Genomic DNA, 15,403 nt, shown 5'->3' with positions numbered 1-15,403 from the left:
CTTAGAAATTAACGGTTAACGACAAAGATACGCTTCGGGCAAATGGGTAGCTGATACCGCGTTCGTCCTCGATGGACGAGAAACGACAAATGTCGTTCATGTATGCGCTCAGAATCAGGCCCGATATTCCGACCTTGCTCATCCACTTCTGCTGGAATTCATACGATACGCGTACGGATTCGAGTTCGATGTAGTTGTTCTTCTGGACGAAGCGCGACGACATCGGCGTGTATTCGGTCAGGGATATACCCTTGAACTGAGCGATGTCGCCCGGCTTCTGCCAGCGGTCGTAGAGCGCCCGTTTGTCCTGATTGACCTTCAGGCCCTCCTCGGAAATATTCTCCACCTTGTTGTAGAGCGTCGAGTTGAACTGGTCGGCGCCCCAGCTGTATCGCAGGTAGAAACTGCACGAGAATCCTTTCCAATAGAGCGAGCTGTTGATCGTCCCCTCCATATCCGGGTTGGTATCACCGACCAGCACCTCGTCGTTGTAACTGTGGGTGAAGGTTCGTTTTCCGGAGGCCGTCAGGAAGATTTCGCGACCCGTTGCGGGGTCGATACCCTCCGAACGTACGGCATAGAGCGCCGTGGGGCTGCCGCCGTCGTAGTAACGCATCAGGCTCTTGGTCTGATTCTCGGCATTATACTGGCTCAGTTTGTCTCCGATGCCGTCGTAGTAAGCCCGATTGTGCCGGAAATCGACACCGACGGTCCAGTTGATGCGCTGTTCGGGTCTGTAGAGGATTGCATAGCGGATACTTCCGTCGAAACCCTTGTTGATCTGCTGTCCGATGTTCATCAGGCGCGACGAGGTTCCCACCGACAGCGGAATACCCACACTTGCCAGGAGCGGATCGGTGTGTTTGTTGTAGTAGTCGAAGGTCAGGTGCAGGCGGTTCCGGATGCTGAGGTCGATACCGACATTGAGGTTTATGGTCTTCTGCCAGTCGAGATCCGGGTCTCCGAAATCGTTGATCAACAATCCGGTGCCGAAATTGTTCATCATCCAGTTGTTGAACCGGTAGGTGGTAATCGAGGTAAACGATCCGAAGTTCTGGTTTCCGGGGTTACCGATCGACGATCGGAGTTTGAACATCGAGAATGCGTCGGTGAGATTCTTCAGGAAGGGTTCATTGTGGAGGTTCCAGGCCACACCGACGGCCCAGGTTGTTGTAAAGCGCTTGTTCGTTCCGAACACCGACGAACCGTCCGAGCGCAGGTTGACATCGAGCAGGTAGCGGTTATCGAACGAGTAGTTTCCGTTGAAGTAGAAGCTGGCGCTTCGTTTTTTGTAGTCGGAGTAGCTGGGTTTTCCGCCTTCGGCGTACTGATTCGAGAAGGCGGGAGTCGTGAAGTCGCCTTCCGGGAACCCGATAGCCTCAAACCCTTTGGTCACGCTGGTGGCCTCCGAGATGCTCGAACCCAGCACGGCATTCACCTGATGTTTTTGGCCGAACAGTTTACCGAAAGTGACCGTCAGGTCCCCGTTGTAGTTGATTCCTTTGTCCGAATCGTTTCGGTACCAGCCTTTCATCAGGAGGTCTTCGCCATCGAACTGCGTGTCCGTCGGGGAGGTGAAAGCTTCGGTTTCGTCGATGCTTTTCTGGACGCTGAAGCGACCTCTGACGTACAGATAGTCGAGCGGTCGGTATTCCAACTGGAAATTGTTCTGTACGGAGAGTCCGTTTCCCTTGTCATAACTGTTCTGCGAATCGTTCCACAGGGGATTCCCGACCCAGATTTCGGTATAGCCGACATTGGCGGGATTGCTGTACGTGCGGGCTTCGAGCCACTGGTCGATACCCCCGGTTTCGTTGTATTTCCGATAATAGGGGTTTGCTTCGGCGTATTCCGAGAATGGAACCACCGGATTGCTCAGGTTGGTAGCGTCGATCGTCAGTTTGTTCGAGAAACTCAGTTTGCCGACGCGGTAGAGCAGGTCGACGTTTCCGCTGAACACCCGGCGGTCGGAGTTTTTCATGACACCCTGCTGATTGTTGAGGTTGAGTCCGACTCCGTAACGCATTCGTTCGTCGCCACCCTCGACATAGAGGTTGTGTCGCTGGTTAAGACCCAGCCGGAGGGGTTCCGACATCCAATACGTGTCCACGCCTCGTTCCACTTCCGCCAGCAGATCGTTGTAGCGTTGCTGCAGCATACCTTCGCTGGCCACCAGGTTGGATTCGAAGCGGCCGGCCAGTCTTTCGAATTCCAGTTTTTCCCGGGCGTTCATCAGGTTGTAGTCGCTCAGGTCGGCGAACGAGATATCGAAGTTGCCGCTGTAGGAGACGCGCAGGCGTCCGGGTTCCGGGGATTTGGTTTCGACGACCACGACACCGTTTGCGGCCTTGGCGCCGTAGATGGCCGTAGATGCGGCGTCCTTCAGCACGGTCACCGATGCCACCCGGTCCAGGCTCAGGTCCATGATGGTCTGGAGGGTTGTTTCGAAACCGTCGAGGATGAACAGCGGCTGGTTCGGGTCTTCCCCGAATACCTCCTTGAATCCGACGATGCTTGTTTTTCCGCGGATCTCGACATCGGCCAACTGGTTGGGGTCGGATCCGAACATGTTGTTTTCGAGCAGAGCGAAGGACGGGTCGATTGTCTTCAGACTCTGAATGATGTTGATGTTACCGGCATTTTTCAGTTCCTTAACGTCGTAGGTTGTATACGAGCCGGTAAAGCTCTCCTTGGTTCGGTTGTAGATACCCGTCACGACGACCTGATCGATCGAGGTTGTGTCCTCCTCCATGACGAACTTCAGAGGCTGTTTGATCTGGGCGAAATTGATTACCTGATTCTGGCGTTTCATGCCCAGATAGGAGATTACGAGCGTCTCCTGGTCTCGTTTGGTCTTTATTTTGAGGGTAAAGTTTCCGTTCACATCGGTGACGACTCCGGCCCCTGTTCGTTGGCAGGCGATGCTTGCACCGATGATCGGAACTCCTTGTTTGTCACAGACATGACCGGTTATAACCTGTACCCCCCCCCTTGAGGATGAGTCGGTTTGCTGAGCTGACTCCTTCTCCTGTCCATGAACGAACGACACGGGGAAGGCCATCATCAGCCACAACACGGCGACGATCTGCCATCGAGAGTAAAATTTTCCTGTTTTCATTCGAATGAGATCTTTTAGTTAAACATTGACTTATATTGGCACAACCTTTTTTATTCGTCAGGCAACCACAATATCCGGCAACGTTTTGCGTTGATATAACAAGGGCCTCTCCCGTCAGTGAGGGAGTATGGTCGGGAGGCATGCACCCCGCCAGAAAGATACGACCGTTTTTAATCCGATTTCCCGGAAGAGAAAGAACTCATTCCGGGTTACATTTGATTCGGTGTGTCTTTATGTTGTCTAACCAAGAGTGTGATTGCTATTACAAATATAATATAAAAAATCAAAAAACCATATCCCGAGAGGCTCAATCAGAGCCGGTAACGGCCCGAAAATAGAGGAAACGGGCCGTGAGGAGTTGTGTTTTATGTTGTAATTCCGTTCATTACAGATGTTTTTATCCGGTTGTGCCGAACGCTGTATTTTTTTTATTTTTTTCTTGTAAATAGTTCAAAAGGTCGCGTATCCGTGCAATATTTATAAGGTAATAATCTTACTGCCCCCATTGCACACAACACTTGTATTTGGTTTCCGGATACACTCTGTTCATTTTTCGGCTGGAAGAGCTTCCGTCGTTCGAATCCGGACCCGGGCCCCGTTTTCGGAGCCAGTCAGGCGGGCGTTTGGAGCCGGGCATAAGAAACGGGTACGCCCGGAATCCGTTTCCGACCGTACCCGTCAACACTCTTTTTTTTGAAATTATTCCAACGTACCGGTGCTTCTGCGGTATTCGGTTTCGTAGATGCGGTACTGTGTCAGAGCCTCGATGCGGTTGCTGGCGGCCTGCTGCCACTGCGACTGGGCATCCAGCAGGTCGGTCAACGGAGCCATCTGCGCCTTGTATCGGTTGCGCATCACACGCAGATTCTCCACGGCCTGTTGCAGGGCAAGTTCGGCGGTCTGAATCATCCGGTAACCATCCTCCATGTTGCGGATAGCCTGCTCGACCTCGAGCGACATCAGCCGCGTGTTTTTCTGCAGATCGAGTTGGGCGTTCTGCAGTTCGTACCGGGCCTTTCGCACCTTTTTGCGGCTCTCGCCCCAGTGGAAGATGGGGATCTTCACGGCCAGCATGGCCAGACCGATTCCGTCGCGAAACTCCTGTGTATGGGGAATGAAGGTTCCGTTGCCCGCATCGACCACGCTGTTGAGTTTGATGTTGCCGTAGTTAGGCATATCCCAGTGCCGGGCGTCCGTCGACGAAGAATCCGTTGCGCTTCGGCGCGGCATAACCCCGCTCGACCCGGGCCACGTTGCCGATGCGCAGCTGGCGTCCGTCCATCGTGCGGATCTCCAGGTTGCGGATCTCCTCCACGTCGTCGGCCGTCAGTCCGTAGAAGATGCCGTAGACATCCATCATGTCGTCGATGACCACCGGGTCGTAACACCCCTCGGGCAGGCGCGACGCGGCGTCATTGACCTTACGGCGCAACAGGTTGAAGAGCTGTTCGAGGTCGCGGTCCAGGACCGTCATCTGGAATTCGACGGTCAGCATGGCCGAACCGTTTCGGCATTCGCTCTTAACCTTCTTGACGTTGGGCAGTGCGCGCAGTTCATTCTCCATCATCTGTGCCACCTGGAGCTCCACTTCGTGGGCGCTGGCTCCGGGGTAGGGGACCATGACCATCGCCTGCATGACGGCGACGGCGGGATCCTCCAGTTTGGGCATTCGGATGAACGACAGGAGGCCGGCAATGAGGATGGCCCCCATGAGCGACCAGAATAGGACGGGACGGCGTACGAAAAATTTGGTTGCCTTCATCACAACAGCCCTCCCGCATTGGTTTGACTCGGAGCGGGTACCACGCGGACCTTTTCACCCTCCTCGAGGGCCGAAACGCCGGCCCGTACGATCCGACGATGCGCCGCTTCCTCACGGCACCCTATCTCTTCAAGATTCAATTTTCGATGCTTCAGCTCTGTCTGGGCGGGACGATGCGCGTCCGGCTGAATCTCAACGAATACGAACTGCACCGCAATTCGCTGCAGATTGTCACGCCGGGGTCGATCGGCCAGTGTCTGGATTTTTCGCCCGATTTCCAGATTGTCTTAATCGCCTTCCCGAACGACTATATCCTCACGGAGGAGAACTCCGAAGGGGCACTCATTGTCTGGAAGTTTCTAGCCCGACGGTCGCTGCTGGAGCTTACCGATGCCCAGACTTCCGAGATGCTCGTCATCTTCCGCGCCCTGCTCGACAAGCTCCGACAACCCGATTTCCGCTTCAAGCACGACATCCTGAAGGGTTATCTGCAGGTGCTCTACGGCGAGATCTGCCAGCTGATGCCCCGCTCGTCGAGGAGCAGGATGCCCGGCAGGGTTCGCGCAAGAGACAGATTTTCGACCGTTTCATCGAGGAGCTGCGGCAGCACTATGCCTCGGAACGCAGCATTGGTTTCTATGCCGAGCGGGTGTGCCTGACGCCCAAGTATCTCTCGCAGGTGGTATACGCCGTCAGTGGGCGTTACGCCGGAGAGTGGATCCGCGATTACGTGATTCTGGAGGCCAAGGCCCTATTGAAAAGCGGACAGTATACGATCCAACAGGTCTCCGACATGTTGAATTTCGCCAATCAGCCGTTTTTCGGGGTTTACTTCAAGAAGGCCGTCGGCTGTTCGCCGACGGCATACAGGGAGATGTGAGTCTGCCCCTCCAGCCGGGGCATCCTGGAAATTTATGTCGGGCAGCCGTCGGATGCGGGGGAGGGTAATCCGATGACGAACCACTGGGAATCATATTGTTACGGATTACTTTGCCCCGACATTTGCTGCTGCGGGCCGGAGGACCCGCTGGAGAACGGCCGAACAGCCCTTTCGGCCGCGGGATGAGTCTGTCAAGACCTGTCTTTCAGATGGTTAATAATGTCGTTGCACGCCTTGATCACTTTCCTGTCCATAACATACTGGCTACAGATACCGGCAAGGAGAGCCGCACACATGACGGCTATGGCAGCGATCCCATGCTCCGGCATTCGGAATGTGTCGTAGATTTCAGGCAGCAGGAAGCACATGAGACCAGCCACCAGCACCCATGAGCCTGTATTGACGATCATGTAGTTCCGTTTGAAATTCCTTAATCTGGTTACCGTCGCGAGGACGTTGTCTGTCCCGGATTCTATTTTTCCGAGTTTGTGGTATATGAATACATAACCGATCAGCATAAGTGCATAGAATGCCGCAATCATACCGGCGAGGCACATGTCAAGGCCTCTGACATAGGCGGCGGCCAATGTGATCAGGATCGCAGCACCCATACTCGCCAAGGCGGTTTTCCGGTTTGCATCCAGCACACCGACATGGTCCCGTAAAACCCGTTCCATGAGTTGCCGGTTGATTATCCGTTGCCTGTCCATGTCCGCCTTGAGATAGTCATAATCCGCCTTCATTTGCCGGAGTTCCTCCTGCATGGATAAATTGTCAATCTGCATAGCCCTAAGATTTAGATGTTCATTTTTTTCAGTTCCTCTTTGATCCTGTAGAGCTGGAAGGAGACATTCTTTACGGAGATGCCTATGACCGCTCCGATTTCTGCATAGGATAGCCCTTCGAGCCATAAGAGAATCAGAGCCCGGTCAACAAGTCCGAGTCGGTTTATCCGGTCATAGAGCCGTCTGATCTGCAGCGTTCTGTCGCTTATCTCACTAAAGAAGTCGACATCGATGCTTAACGGGATCCGTTTGTTTTTCTTCATCTTTTTCTGGCCGTTCAAGCAGGTGTTGAGACTGACGCGGTAGATCCAGGTTCTGACATCCGCTTCTCCGCGGAATGAGTCATATCCTGCCCAGAGCCTGACCAGCACATCCTGAAAGAGGTCTTCCGCCTCCACTCTGCTTCCGGCAAACATATAGCAGACGATATAGACAAGAGTCTTGTGTTTTTCTACCAGTCGGGTGAATTCCTGTTCCTTCTGTTCCATCCTGATTTCAGATTTCTATACTGTTAGACAACCGAATCTCGGAAAAACCGCCGCCGATAGATCTTGGGGCGAATCAGTCGTTTTTGACGGTAACGGGTCAGCGTCTCGGGATGAATACCGAGGACTTCGCAGGCCGCATCGGCCGTCAGGAAGAGCGGCTCGTCGCTTTGACTGCACAGGTATTCAAAAAGCAGCAGACCCTTGCTCAAAAGGAAATTCGTCTTGATGAGACGTTCGAGCTGTTCGGAGGGTACAAGCCGATAGATGCGGGGATTTTGTTTGGTTTCCATGGGTAACGGATTTATTGATTCAACGATTCGAGTTTTCCGCGGCGGCGCATCTTGCGGATGAACTCCTGCACCTCGGAGAGCAGGTACATACGCCGGGCTCCGATGGTGAAGCCGACAAGCAGCCCCTGTTCGCGGAAGCGGCGCACCTGGCGTTCGCTCTGGCGGAGCAACTGGCAGACCTCCGCAAAATCGAGGATCGGATCACCTTCGAGCTGGCTCCGGTGATCCTTCATGAAGTGTACGATCTCGAGGATCTCTTCGACCGTCCGCAGGATGCGGGACAGGTCATCCGTGTGTTGATTTTCCATCTTTGTCGGATTTGGTTTCCACGGCAAAAATGGGACAACCCCGGAACTCGTTTATCAGTGTTTGAATCAATTATATATTTATATTACCTGTTTATTACCTGAAATTGGGTACAGATATGACATCACAGACCGAGGGTTCAGAATATTTTAGTTGCAGATGAAAAAAAATATTTCACTACTGTCCCGTAAAAGTGGATAAATAGTTCTTTGAAATTATTGAAATATAGTCAATTACACGGTTTTTTGAAATGAAACGGACTTGATTTTGCAACTTTGCAGTCTAATACAAATGGCTGCTATGTTCCAAGACAAATACGTATTCTCTCAATTAACCGCTTTTCTGAACAGGACCCAGTTTAACAACTGTGTTCGCAAGTATGATGGCAACCGATATGTGAAACATTTCACTTGCTGGAACCAGATGCTCGCGATGATGTTTGGGCAACTGAGTAACCGTGAGAGCCTGCGAGACTTAATCGTTGCTTTCGAGGCGCATAGGGCCAAGCAATATCATCTTGGTTTAGGTCGTGAACCGATAGCCAAAACAACTCTTGCGACAGCCAACCAGAACCGTGATTACAGAATCTTCGAAGACTTTGCATTCTATATGATGAAGGAAGCCTGCGAGAAGCGGACGACCAACATCCTTGACATTTCCGGAAAGAAATATGCGTTTGATTCAACAACGATTCCGTTGTGTCTTGCAACATTCCCATGGGCAAAGTTCCGAAGCAAGAAAGGAGGGGTGAAAGCTCATGTCTTATACGACATTGAAGCACAAGTTCCTGCTTTCTATACCGTAACCACTGCTTCAAAGCATGATTCCACAGCAATGTCTTCAATCCATTATGAACCAAATGCTTATTATATATTCGACAGGGCTTATAACTCCTTTAAAGAACTCTATAGGATACATCTTACAGACTCTTTCTTTGTTGTCAGAGCCAAGACAAACTTAAAGTATAAGACAGTCAAATGGAAGCGAAGAATGCCAAAGAACATAATGACAGATGCGGAAGTGAAACTGACCGGATATCTCTCCGAGAAAAAATATCCTGAGTCATTCAGACTCGTCCGATATTACGACGAAGAGGATGACCGTGAGTTCACTTTCTTGACGAATGCAAAACAACTTTCTGCACTGGATGTCGCCAATCTTTATAAGAAAAGATGGTTAATCGAGCTGTTCTTCAAATGGCTCAAGCAGCATCTCAAGATAAAGAAATTCTGGGGCACAGCAGAGAACGCTGTTCGCATACAAATTAGTGTGGTTATTATCACGTACTGTCTTGTGGCTATTGTCCAACATGATATGAAGTTGAAACGTTCAACCTATGAAGTTTTGCAAATTCTCAGCATATCATTGACTGACAAAACCCACTTGCGTGACCTGTTCGACAAGACTAATTTCAATGATGTCAAAGATCTAAATGATCCCCTGATTCCGGGGCTTTTTGATTAATTGTTTAACTCGTCCCATTTTAACGGGACACTAATGAAAATATTTATAACTTTGTGTTAGCCAGGTGCGTATAAGGGAAGATAAGTGCAAATTAGATGTGGCCTATATGGTGTCATTTTACACCGGCGCTCAATTTAATAGTCTGGTATAGAGTGGATTACATAAAAAGTTCATGTTCCTCTCTCTCCGCAACAAATGCTGAATATCAGCATATTACGAAATCGACACCCGATTTTACACCCAAGAATGTAAAGTCGGGTGTTTTTGTATTATTTAAGAAAGCCGCCGAGCAATACAGAATCGTTCGGCGGCTTTTTCCATTTCCTATTATCCTGTCAATGCTATACGAATATTTGATAAATCCTTGATTTCTTACCCCATGGATGGTGACAGTCACCTAAATATTTGAATCTAAGTTTCTCATAATATCCTATATGGTCAGTACATAAATTCAATGTCTTAAATCCAAACGCTTTAGTATCTCGGGCAGCACAATCTATCAATGTCTTTCCAAGATTGTGCCCCCGATAATCTTCTTCAATGTACAGAGCCACAAGCCAAGGATATAAATCCATGCGTGAATTAAAATCGTTAGTGACAAGCCCCGCGCAACCGATAATCTTTGCACCATCAACCAGCAGATACCATTGTGGGAGTGGATTCTCGGCATCAATACAATTCCGCAGGCAGTCATCGTAAACCGACATAGATTCTTCCGTAGCCCATTTTTTCTGGAAGTAGGTGATGGCTCTGTCGAGATATTCCGGGGAATGTCGTAGAGATATTACTTCCATACTATTATTGATTGGGAAAAAGCGAGCAAAAGCCTTGCTTGTAAAACTGATAGTACATTTCGATACGTTCCGGCGTGTCGTTTTCGAGCAGTAAGAGCAACTCCTTGGCAAATTCGAGCGTTGCGGAACCGTTTGCTGTCACGATATTCTTGTCGCTCACAGCTTGGGCATTTACATATCCTTCCGAATTGATGTAATTGCCACTGCCCCAAATTTTCAGTTGCTCCAATCCGTTTCCGGTATGCTTTACGGCGTTGAGGAAGCCGCACTTTGCCATGAAAGAAGCCCCATTGCAGATTGCACCGACAATCTTTCCTTTTTCTATGGCTTGCCTGACAAACGGCTCGACTTGTTCTGCAACAGGTGCCGTCCAACCGAAACCACCAATCAATACCAATGCCGCATAATCATCGGGCATCGTTTCAAATGAGTAATCGGGTAAAGTGCGGAAACCACCGATGGATTTTACAGGCTCCATTGTCGGGGCTACAACCTTATTAACATATTTCGGGTTTTCTTTCAGCGCATATTCATCAGAAGCGATAGCCTGTGAAAGATATACCACTTCATGCGCAGCATAATCCGGTAAGAGTATATATAGAATCTCGTTGTTCATAACATTCAAATGGCTGAATACTTGTCCGTATGTAAAAAATTTATCTAACGTTAATTTACTTTTACCAACTATACCTTGGAGCCGAGTACAGTTGTTTGTTGTAGAACAAAGATGGCATCACATTTCGGAATATGCAAGATCATTTCACAGATTATTAACCTTATTATCAATAATATACTCCTTATAAAAATATTTTATTTTTCTTTTGATTTACCGCAGATATCTTTTTCGAGGTGATGTTTGTATTCGACCGGAGTCACCTTGATGAACTGGGGCGCATAGCGTTCCCACTCTTCGAGCATCCTGCGTCCTATGAGGCTGTCGGTGTGACGGACGTGCGCCGCGATCAGTCGATGGAGCTCCTCCCTGTCGTCGGCGTTGTCCAGCAGGGTCAGTTCGACCATCTCCATGTTGCAGTAATAGTCGAAATCTCCGCGCGGGTTCCAGACGTAGGCGATGCCGCCGCTCATGCCGGCCGCGAAGTTGCGCCCGGTCTGTCCGAGCACGGCCACACGACCTCCGGTCATGTATTCGCAGCCGTGGTCGCCCACGCCCTCGACAACGGCCGTGGCGCCGCTGTTGCGCACGCAGAAGCGCTCGCCGACCCGTCCGTCGATGTAGGCTTCGCCGCCCGTCGCACCGTAGAGCAGGGTGTTCCCGGCAATGACGTTACCTTCGGCCGCGAAGCGCGACCCGGCGGGCGGAACGACGACGATCCGGCCGCCTGAGAGGCCCTTGCCGAGATAGTCGTTGGCGTCGCCTTCGAGACGGAACGAAATTCCCGGCGCGAGGAAGGCCCCGAAACTCTGCCCGGCGCTTCCGCGGAACGTGACCGAAAGCGCCTCGGCCGGAAGGCCCCCGCGGCCGCACTTCCGCGTGACGTATCCGCTGAGCATGGCACCGACGCTGCGGTCCGTGTTGGCGATCGGGAAGGTCTGCGAAACGCTCTTCCCGTCCCGGAGAATCCGGTCGGCCAGCGGCAGCAGCAGCTGGTCCAGAACCTCGGCCAGCGCGTGTTCCTGCGACAGGCGGCAGCGGATGTCGGCGTCGCCGGCAGGCCGGTGGAGCAAACGCCGCAGATCGAGCCGTGCGACGGGGCTCTCCGGCGGTGCGGTGCGCTGGCGCAGCAGGTCGCTGCGCCCGATCAGATCGTCGAGACGCTCGTAACCCAGCTCCGCGATGCGACGCCGGATGTCCTCGGCCAGCAACCGGAAGTAGTTGATCAGCCGGTCGGCGGTCCCGGTGAAGCGTTCGCGCAGTTGCGGGTCCTGCGTCGCCACGCCCATCGGACAGGTATTGGTATGGCACTTGCGCAGCATCCGGCAACCCAGTGCCACGAGCGCCGCCGTGCCGAATCCGTACTCCTCGGCTCCCAGCAGGGCGCAGACCAGCACGTCGCGGGCGCATTTCAGCTGCCCGTCGGCTTGCAGGCGCACCCGGCCGCGAAGCCGGTTGAGGACGAGCGTCTGCTGAATCTCCGCAAGTCCGATCTCGACCGGAACGCCCGCGTATTTCATCGAATCCGCGGGGCTGGCACCCGTACCGCCGTCGCAGCCGCTGATCAGAATCTTGTCGGCCTTCGCCTTGGCAACACCCGCGGCGATGGTTCCCACACCGCTCTCGGCCACCAGCTTCACGCTGACGAGCGCTTCGGGATTGACATTCTTCAGGTCGAAGATCAGCTGGGCCAGGTCCTCGATCGAATAGATGTCGTGGTGAGGCGGCGGCGAGATGAGCGTGATGCCGGGAATCGAGTGGCGGGTACGGGCGATCATCTCATCGACCTTGAAGCCTGGCAGCTGGCCTCCCTCGCCCGGCTTCGCACCCTGGGCGACCTTGATCTGGATCTCGTCGGCATTGACCAGATACTCCGCATCGACACCGAAACGCCCCGATGCGACCTGCTTCACCGCACTGCGCAGCGATGTGCCGTCGGGGAGCGGAATGTTGCGGGCGGGGTCCTCGCCCCCTTCGCCGGTGTTGCTCTGACCGCCGATGCGGTTCATCGCGGCCGCGAGCGTCTCGTGGACCTCGCGGCTGATGGCGCCGAACGACATCGCCTCGACGACGAAACGCCGCATGATCGCCTCGGCGGGTTCGACCCGCTCCAGCGGTATCGGGGCTCGGGGGCTGACGATCTCGATCGCATCCCGCAGAAACGCAGGCGTATCGGCGTGCTCGGCGTGGCGGGTGAATTCGGCGAACTTCTCCGGATCGCCCGTCTGCGCCGCGGCCTGGAGCGAGAGCACCGTGGCGGGATTCCAGCCGTGGAACTCGCCGTCGCGGCGGTAGGCATAGCGTCCCACGTTTTCGAGCGGTTCGTCGGCGGCTCCCGGAGCAAATCCCAGCGCGTGCATGGCCGAAGCCTGCCGGGCCACGTCGTCCGGGCCGATGCCGCCGATCGACGAGATGCCGCCGCCCATATAGCGTCCGAGCAGCTTCTCGCCGACGCCGAGCGGTTCGAACAGCGCGGCACCCCGGTAGCTGCGGATGGTCGAAATGCCCATCTTGGACATGATTTTCAGCATCCCCTTGTCCACGGCCTTGATATAATGGCGCTCCGCGGCCTCGAAGTCGAGCTGCAACTCCCCGGAGTCAGTCAGCGCCTTGAGAATGGCGAATGCCATGTAGGGATTGACTCCGCTGGCGCCGTAGCCCATCAGCAGGGCGACGTGCATTGTCTCGCACACCTCGCCGCTCTCGACGATCACGGCGATCTGCGAACGCTTGCGACGGGATATCAGGTAGTGGTGCACGGCCGACATGGCCAGCAGCGAGGGGATGGCGGCATGCGCGGCATCGACGCCGCGGTCGCTGAGGATCATATAGTTGTATCCGCCGTCCACCGCCTTTTCCGCGGCCCGGCACAGTTCGCCGAGCGCCTTTTCGAGCGCCGCGCCGTCGCCGCCGACCGGAAAGAGCATCGGCAGCGTGATCGTGCGGAATCCCTTGTATTCCAGATGGCGCAGGATGTCCAGATCGCGGTCCGAAATGATCGGCGAGGACATCATCACCACCTTGCACAACTCCGGAGAGGGCTTCAGAATATTCTTGCGCACAGCACCGATGTAGCTCGTCAGCGACATGACCAGCTCCTCGCGGATGGAGTCCATGGGCGGGTTGGTTACCTGGGCGAACTGCTGGCGGAAGAAATTGAAGAATCGCTGGGGTTTCCGCGACAACACGGCGATCGGCGTGTCGTCGCCCATCGAAACCAGCGGTCCTGCCGCAGTCGCAGCCATCGGCCGGATGATGCGGTCGATCTCCTCCCGGTCGTAGCCGAAGGCGCGCAGCAGCTGGGGGTAATTCTCCACCTCGTGCGTCACGCTGCGTCCACTGGTGATGTTTTTCAGGAGAATGCGGTTGTCGTGCAGCCACTCGTCGTAGGGGTGTTCGTTGGCCAGCCGGCTCTTTATCTCGTCGTCGAACAGAATCTGCCCCTGCTCGGTATCGACCATGACGATCTTGCCCGGCTCCAGCCGCCCTTTCGACTCGATGTCGGCGGCCGGAATGTCCAGCACGCCCGTCTCGGAGGCGATGACCATCAGCCCGTCGCGCGTGATGAGATAACGGGCCGGGCGCAGGCCGTTGCGGTCGAGCATGCCGCCCGCATAACGGCCGTCGGAGAAGATGACGGCCGCAGGGCCGTCCCAAGGAGCCATGAAGATGGAGTGGTATTCGTAAAAGCTCTTCAGTTTCTTCGAGAGCGGATTCTTCTCGTTGAAGCTCTCCGGAACGAGCATCGCCAGCGCATGCGGCAGCGACATGCCGCCGCGCAGGAAAAATTCGAGCGCATTGTCGAACGACGCGCTGTCGCTCATCCCCGGCTGGATGATCGGACCGAGGTCGCCCTTCGCATCGTCGGCGAACTCGGGGTGGAGCACCGCCTCGCGCGTCCCCATCCAGAGCCGGTTGCCGCGGATGGTGTTGATCTCGCCGTTGTGCCCGATCAGCCGGAAAGGCTGCGCGAGGCTCCACGTCGGGAAGGTATTGGTCGAAAAACGCGAATGCACCAGAGCGATGGCGCTCGAAAAGTAGGGGCTTTGCAGATCGGTGAAGTAGTGGCGCAACTGACGGGAGGAGAGCATCCCCTTGTAGACGACCGTTCGGGTCGAGAGACTGACGATGTAACAGCTCTGTTTGTCGCGGATGGCGGAGCCGGCCAGCCGGAACTCGATCCGCTTGCGGACGATGTAGAGCAGCTCTTCGAGCCGCTGGCGGTCGTCGCACCCCACGATGAAGAACTGCCGGATGACGGGCTCTGTCGCCGCGGCGTCGGCGCCGAGGATCGAACTGTCAACGGGAACGTTGCGCGACGCCATCAGACGAAGCCCCTGCTCCTCGACGACCTCCGTCACCAACTGCATGAAAAGCTGCTGGTCGGCGCCGTCGCGCGGCAGGAAGACCATGCCGACGCCGTAACGCCCCTTCTCGGGCACGGGAATGCCGTTCAGCAGAATGAATTCATGGGGTATCTGCACCAGAATACCCGCACCGTCGCCGGTCTTGTTGTCCGAGCCTTCGGCTCCACGGTGCGCCATATGCTCGAGGACGCACAACCCCTGTTCGACGACCGAATGGTATTTGTTTCCGTTGATGTTGACGACGAGTCCGACGCCGCAGGCGTCATGCTCGCACTCCGGACGGTACAATCCTCCGTCCGGCATAGTTTGTTCTCTGTTCATAGAGCGACCTGATCTAACCGCTACAAATATAACGATTTCTGAAAAAAAAGAGCAGTTTCGGCGCATTTGTTTTGAAATTATTTTAATAACGCCTATCTCTTGCAACAGATCCAATACAGCGGCAATCATGCGAAAAACATCTCCGGATACACGCAACGACCGATGGCCGAACTCCATCGAATCTGCCGCCTCACGACAGCGCTGACACGACGCCA

The 15,403-nt window shown here is 54.2% G+C and carries 13 protein-coding genes; 3 read left to right on the top strand and 10 right to left on the bottom strand.

Annotation, left to right across the window (positions count from 1 at the left end):
* Position 1 precedes the first annotated feature (1 nt).
* The 3 genes from ABGT65_RS07220 to ABGT65_RS07210 form a co-directional block, all read right to left on the bottom strand.
* On the bottom strand, positions 2-3,118 hold the full coding sequence (locus tag ABGT65_RS07220; RefSeq protein WP_346700918.1) for a SusC/RagA family TonB-linked outer membrane protein: 3,117 nt from the start codon (positions 3,116-3,118) through the stop codon (positions 2-4).
* A 699-nt stretch (positions 3,119-3,817) separates the two neighbouring features.
* Complete coding sequence (locus tag ABGT65_RS07215; protein ID WP_346700916.1) at positions 3,818-4,294, bottom strand: TolC family protein; 477 nt, start codon at positions 4,292-4,294, stop codon at positions 3,818-3,820.
* Complete coding sequence (locus ABGT65_RS07210) at positions 4,287-4,880, bottom strand: efflux RND transporter permease subunit (RefSeq protein ID WP_346700915.1); 594 nt, start codon at positions 4,878-4,880, stop codon at positions 4,287-4,289. The genes ABGT65_RS07215 and ABGT65_RS07210 overlap by 8 nt, the downstream gene beginning before the upstream one ends.
* A 98-nt stretch (positions 4,881-4,978) precedes the next feature.
* On the opposite strand from ABGT65_RS07210, the gene ABGT65_RS07205 reads away from it, so the two are divergent.
* A complete protein-coding gene (locus tag ABGT65_RS07205) occupies positions 4,979-5,539 on the top strand; it encodes a hypothetical protein (protein WP_346700913.1) in 561 nt (186 codons plus the stop codon).
* A gap of 20 nt (positions 5,540-5,559) precedes the next feature.
* Positions 5,560-5,760: a helix-turn-helix domain-containing protein gene (locus ABGT65_RS07200; protein ID WP_346700911.1), complete on the top strand. Its 201-nt coding sequence runs from the start codon at positions 5,560-5,562 to the stop codon at positions 5,758-5,760.
* A 191-nt stretch (positions 5,761-5,951) separates the two neighbouring features.
* Here ABGT65_RS07200 and ABGT65_RS07195 read toward each other — a convergent pair whose 3' ends face one another.
* Genes ABGT65_RS07195 through ABGT65_RS07180 form a run of 4 tightly spaced genes read right to left on the bottom strand, consistent with a single transcriptional unit; the run spans position 5,952 to position 7,631 of the window.
* On the bottom strand, positions 5,952-6,545 hold the full coding sequence (locus ABGT65_RS07195; RefSeq protein ID WP_346700909.1) for a hypothetical protein: 594 nt from the start codon (positions 6,543-6,545) through the stop codon (positions 5,952-5,954).
* Positions 6,546-6,556: 11 nt separating this feature from the next.
* A complete protein-coding gene (locus ABGT65_RS07190; protein ID WP_346700907.1) occupies positions 6,557-7,033 on the bottom strand; it encodes a sigma-70 family RNA polymerase sigma factor in 477 nt (158 codons plus the stop codon).
* A gap of 23 nt (positions 7,034-7,056) precedes the next feature.
* On the bottom strand, positions 7,057-7,323 hold the full coding sequence (locus tag ABGT65_RS07185; protein WP_346700905.1) for a helix-turn-helix domain-containing protein: 267 nt from the start codon (positions 7,321-7,323) through the stop codon (positions 7,057-7,059).
* Between the two features lie 11 nt (positions 7,324-7,334).
* Positions 7,335-7,631, bottom strand: a complete 297-nt coding sequence (locus tag ABGT65_RS07180; protein WP_346700903.1) for a helix-turn-helix domain-containing protein — start codon at positions 7,629-7,631, stop codon at positions 7,335-7,337.
* A gap of 298 nt (positions 7,632-7,929) precedes the next feature.
* On the opposite strand from ABGT65_RS07180, the gene ABGT65_RS07175 reads away from it, so the two are divergent.
* Entirely contained in the window at positions 7,930-9,093 is a 1,164-nt protein-coding gene (locus ABGT65_RS07175) for an IS4 family transposase (RefSeq protein WP_346703071.1), read from the top strand.
* Positions 9,094-9,434: 341 nt separating this feature from the next.
* Here the strand turns inward: ABGT65_RS07175 and ABGT65_RS07170 are convergent, their stop codons facing one another.
* The 3 genes from ABGT65_RS07170 to gltB all read right to left on the bottom strand — a co-directional run bounded on the left by ABGT65_RS07170 (position 9,435) and on the right by gltB (position 15,188).
* Positions 9,435-9,887 carry a GNAT family N-acetyltransferase gene (locus ABGT65_RS07170; RefSeq protein WP_346700901.1) on the bottom strand — a complete coding sequence of 151 codons (453 nt, stop codon included), beginning with the start codon at positions 9,885-9,887 and terminating at the stop codon, positions 9,435-9,437.
* A gap of 4 nt (positions 9,888-9,891) precedes the next feature.
* Positions 9,892-10,503 carry a DJ-1/PfpI family protein gene (locus ABGT65_RS07165; protein ID WP_346700900.1) on the bottom strand — a complete coding sequence of 204 codons (612 nt, stop codon included), beginning with the start codon at positions 10,501-10,503 and terminating at the stop codon, positions 9,892-9,894.
* A gap of 194 nt (positions 10,504-10,697) precedes the next feature.
* On the bottom strand, positions 10,698-15,188 hold the full coding sequence (gltB, locus tag ABGT65_RS07160; protein ID WP_346700898.1) for a glutamate synthase large subunit: 4,491 nt from the start codon (positions 15,186-15,188) through the stop codon (positions 10,698-10,700).
* Positions 15,189-15,403 lie beyond the last annotated feature (215 nt).

The sequence above is a fragment of the uncultured Alistipes sp. genome (assembly GCF_963931675.1).
Taxonomy (GTDB): Bacteria; Bacteroidota; Bacteroidia; order Bacteroidales; family Rikenellaceae; genus Alistipes.
Note: the sequence above shows the minus strand (reverse complement) of the source record. Positions and strands in the feature narration are given on the sequence as shown.

Excerpts from the sequence above, each read along its gene's own strand:
- ABGT65_RS07220 (WP_346700918.1), bottom strand. The coding sequence starts at position 3,118 with ATGAAAACAGGAAAATTTTACTCTCGATGGCAGATCGTCGCCGTGTTG.
- ABGT65_RS07215 (WP_346700916.1), bottom strand. The coding sequence starts at position 4,294 with ATGCCTAACTACGGCAACATCAAACTCAACAGCGTGGTCGATGCGGGC.
- ABGT65_RS07210 (WP_346700915.1), bottom strand. The coding sequence starts at position 4,880 with ATGAAGGCAACCAAATTTTTCGTACGCCGTCCCGTCCTATTCTGGTCG.
- ABGT65_RS07205 (WP_346700913.1), top strand. The coding sequence starts at position 4,979 with ATGCGCCGCTTCCTCACGGCACCCTATCTCTTCAAGATTCAATTTTCG.
- ABGT65_RS07195 (WP_346700909.1), bottom strand. The coding sequence starts at position 6,545 with ATGCAGATTGACAATTTATCCATGCAGGAGGAACTCCGGCAAATGAAG.
- ABGT65_RS07190 (WP_346700907.1), bottom strand. The coding sequence starts at position 7,033 with ATGGAACAGAAGGAACAGGAATTCACCCGACTGGTAGAAAAACACAAG.
- ABGT65_RS07185 (WP_346700905.1), bottom strand. The coding sequence starts at position 7,323 with ATGGAAACCAAACAAAATCCCCGCATCTATCGGCTTGTACCCTCCGAA.
- ABGT65_RS07180 (WP_346700903.1), bottom strand. The coding sequence starts at position 7,631 with ATGGAAAATCAACACACGGATGACCTGTCCCGCATCCTGCGGACGGTC.
- ABGT65_RS07175 (WP_346703071.1), top strand. The coding sequence starts at position 7,930 with ATGTTCCAAGACAAATACGTATTCTCTCAATTAACCGCTTTTCTGAAC.
- ABGT65_RS07170 (WP_346700901.1), bottom strand. The coding sequence starts at position 9,887 with ATGGAAGTAATATCTCTACGACATTCCCCGGAATATCTCGACAGAGCC.
- ABGT65_RS07165 (WP_346700900.1), bottom strand. The coding sequence starts at position 10,503 with ATGAACAACGAGATTCTATATATACTCTTACCGGATTATGCTGCGCAT.
- gltB (WP_346700898.1), bottom strand. The coding sequence starts at position 15,188 with ATGAACAGAGAACAAACTATGCCGGACGGAGGATTGTACCGTCCGGAG.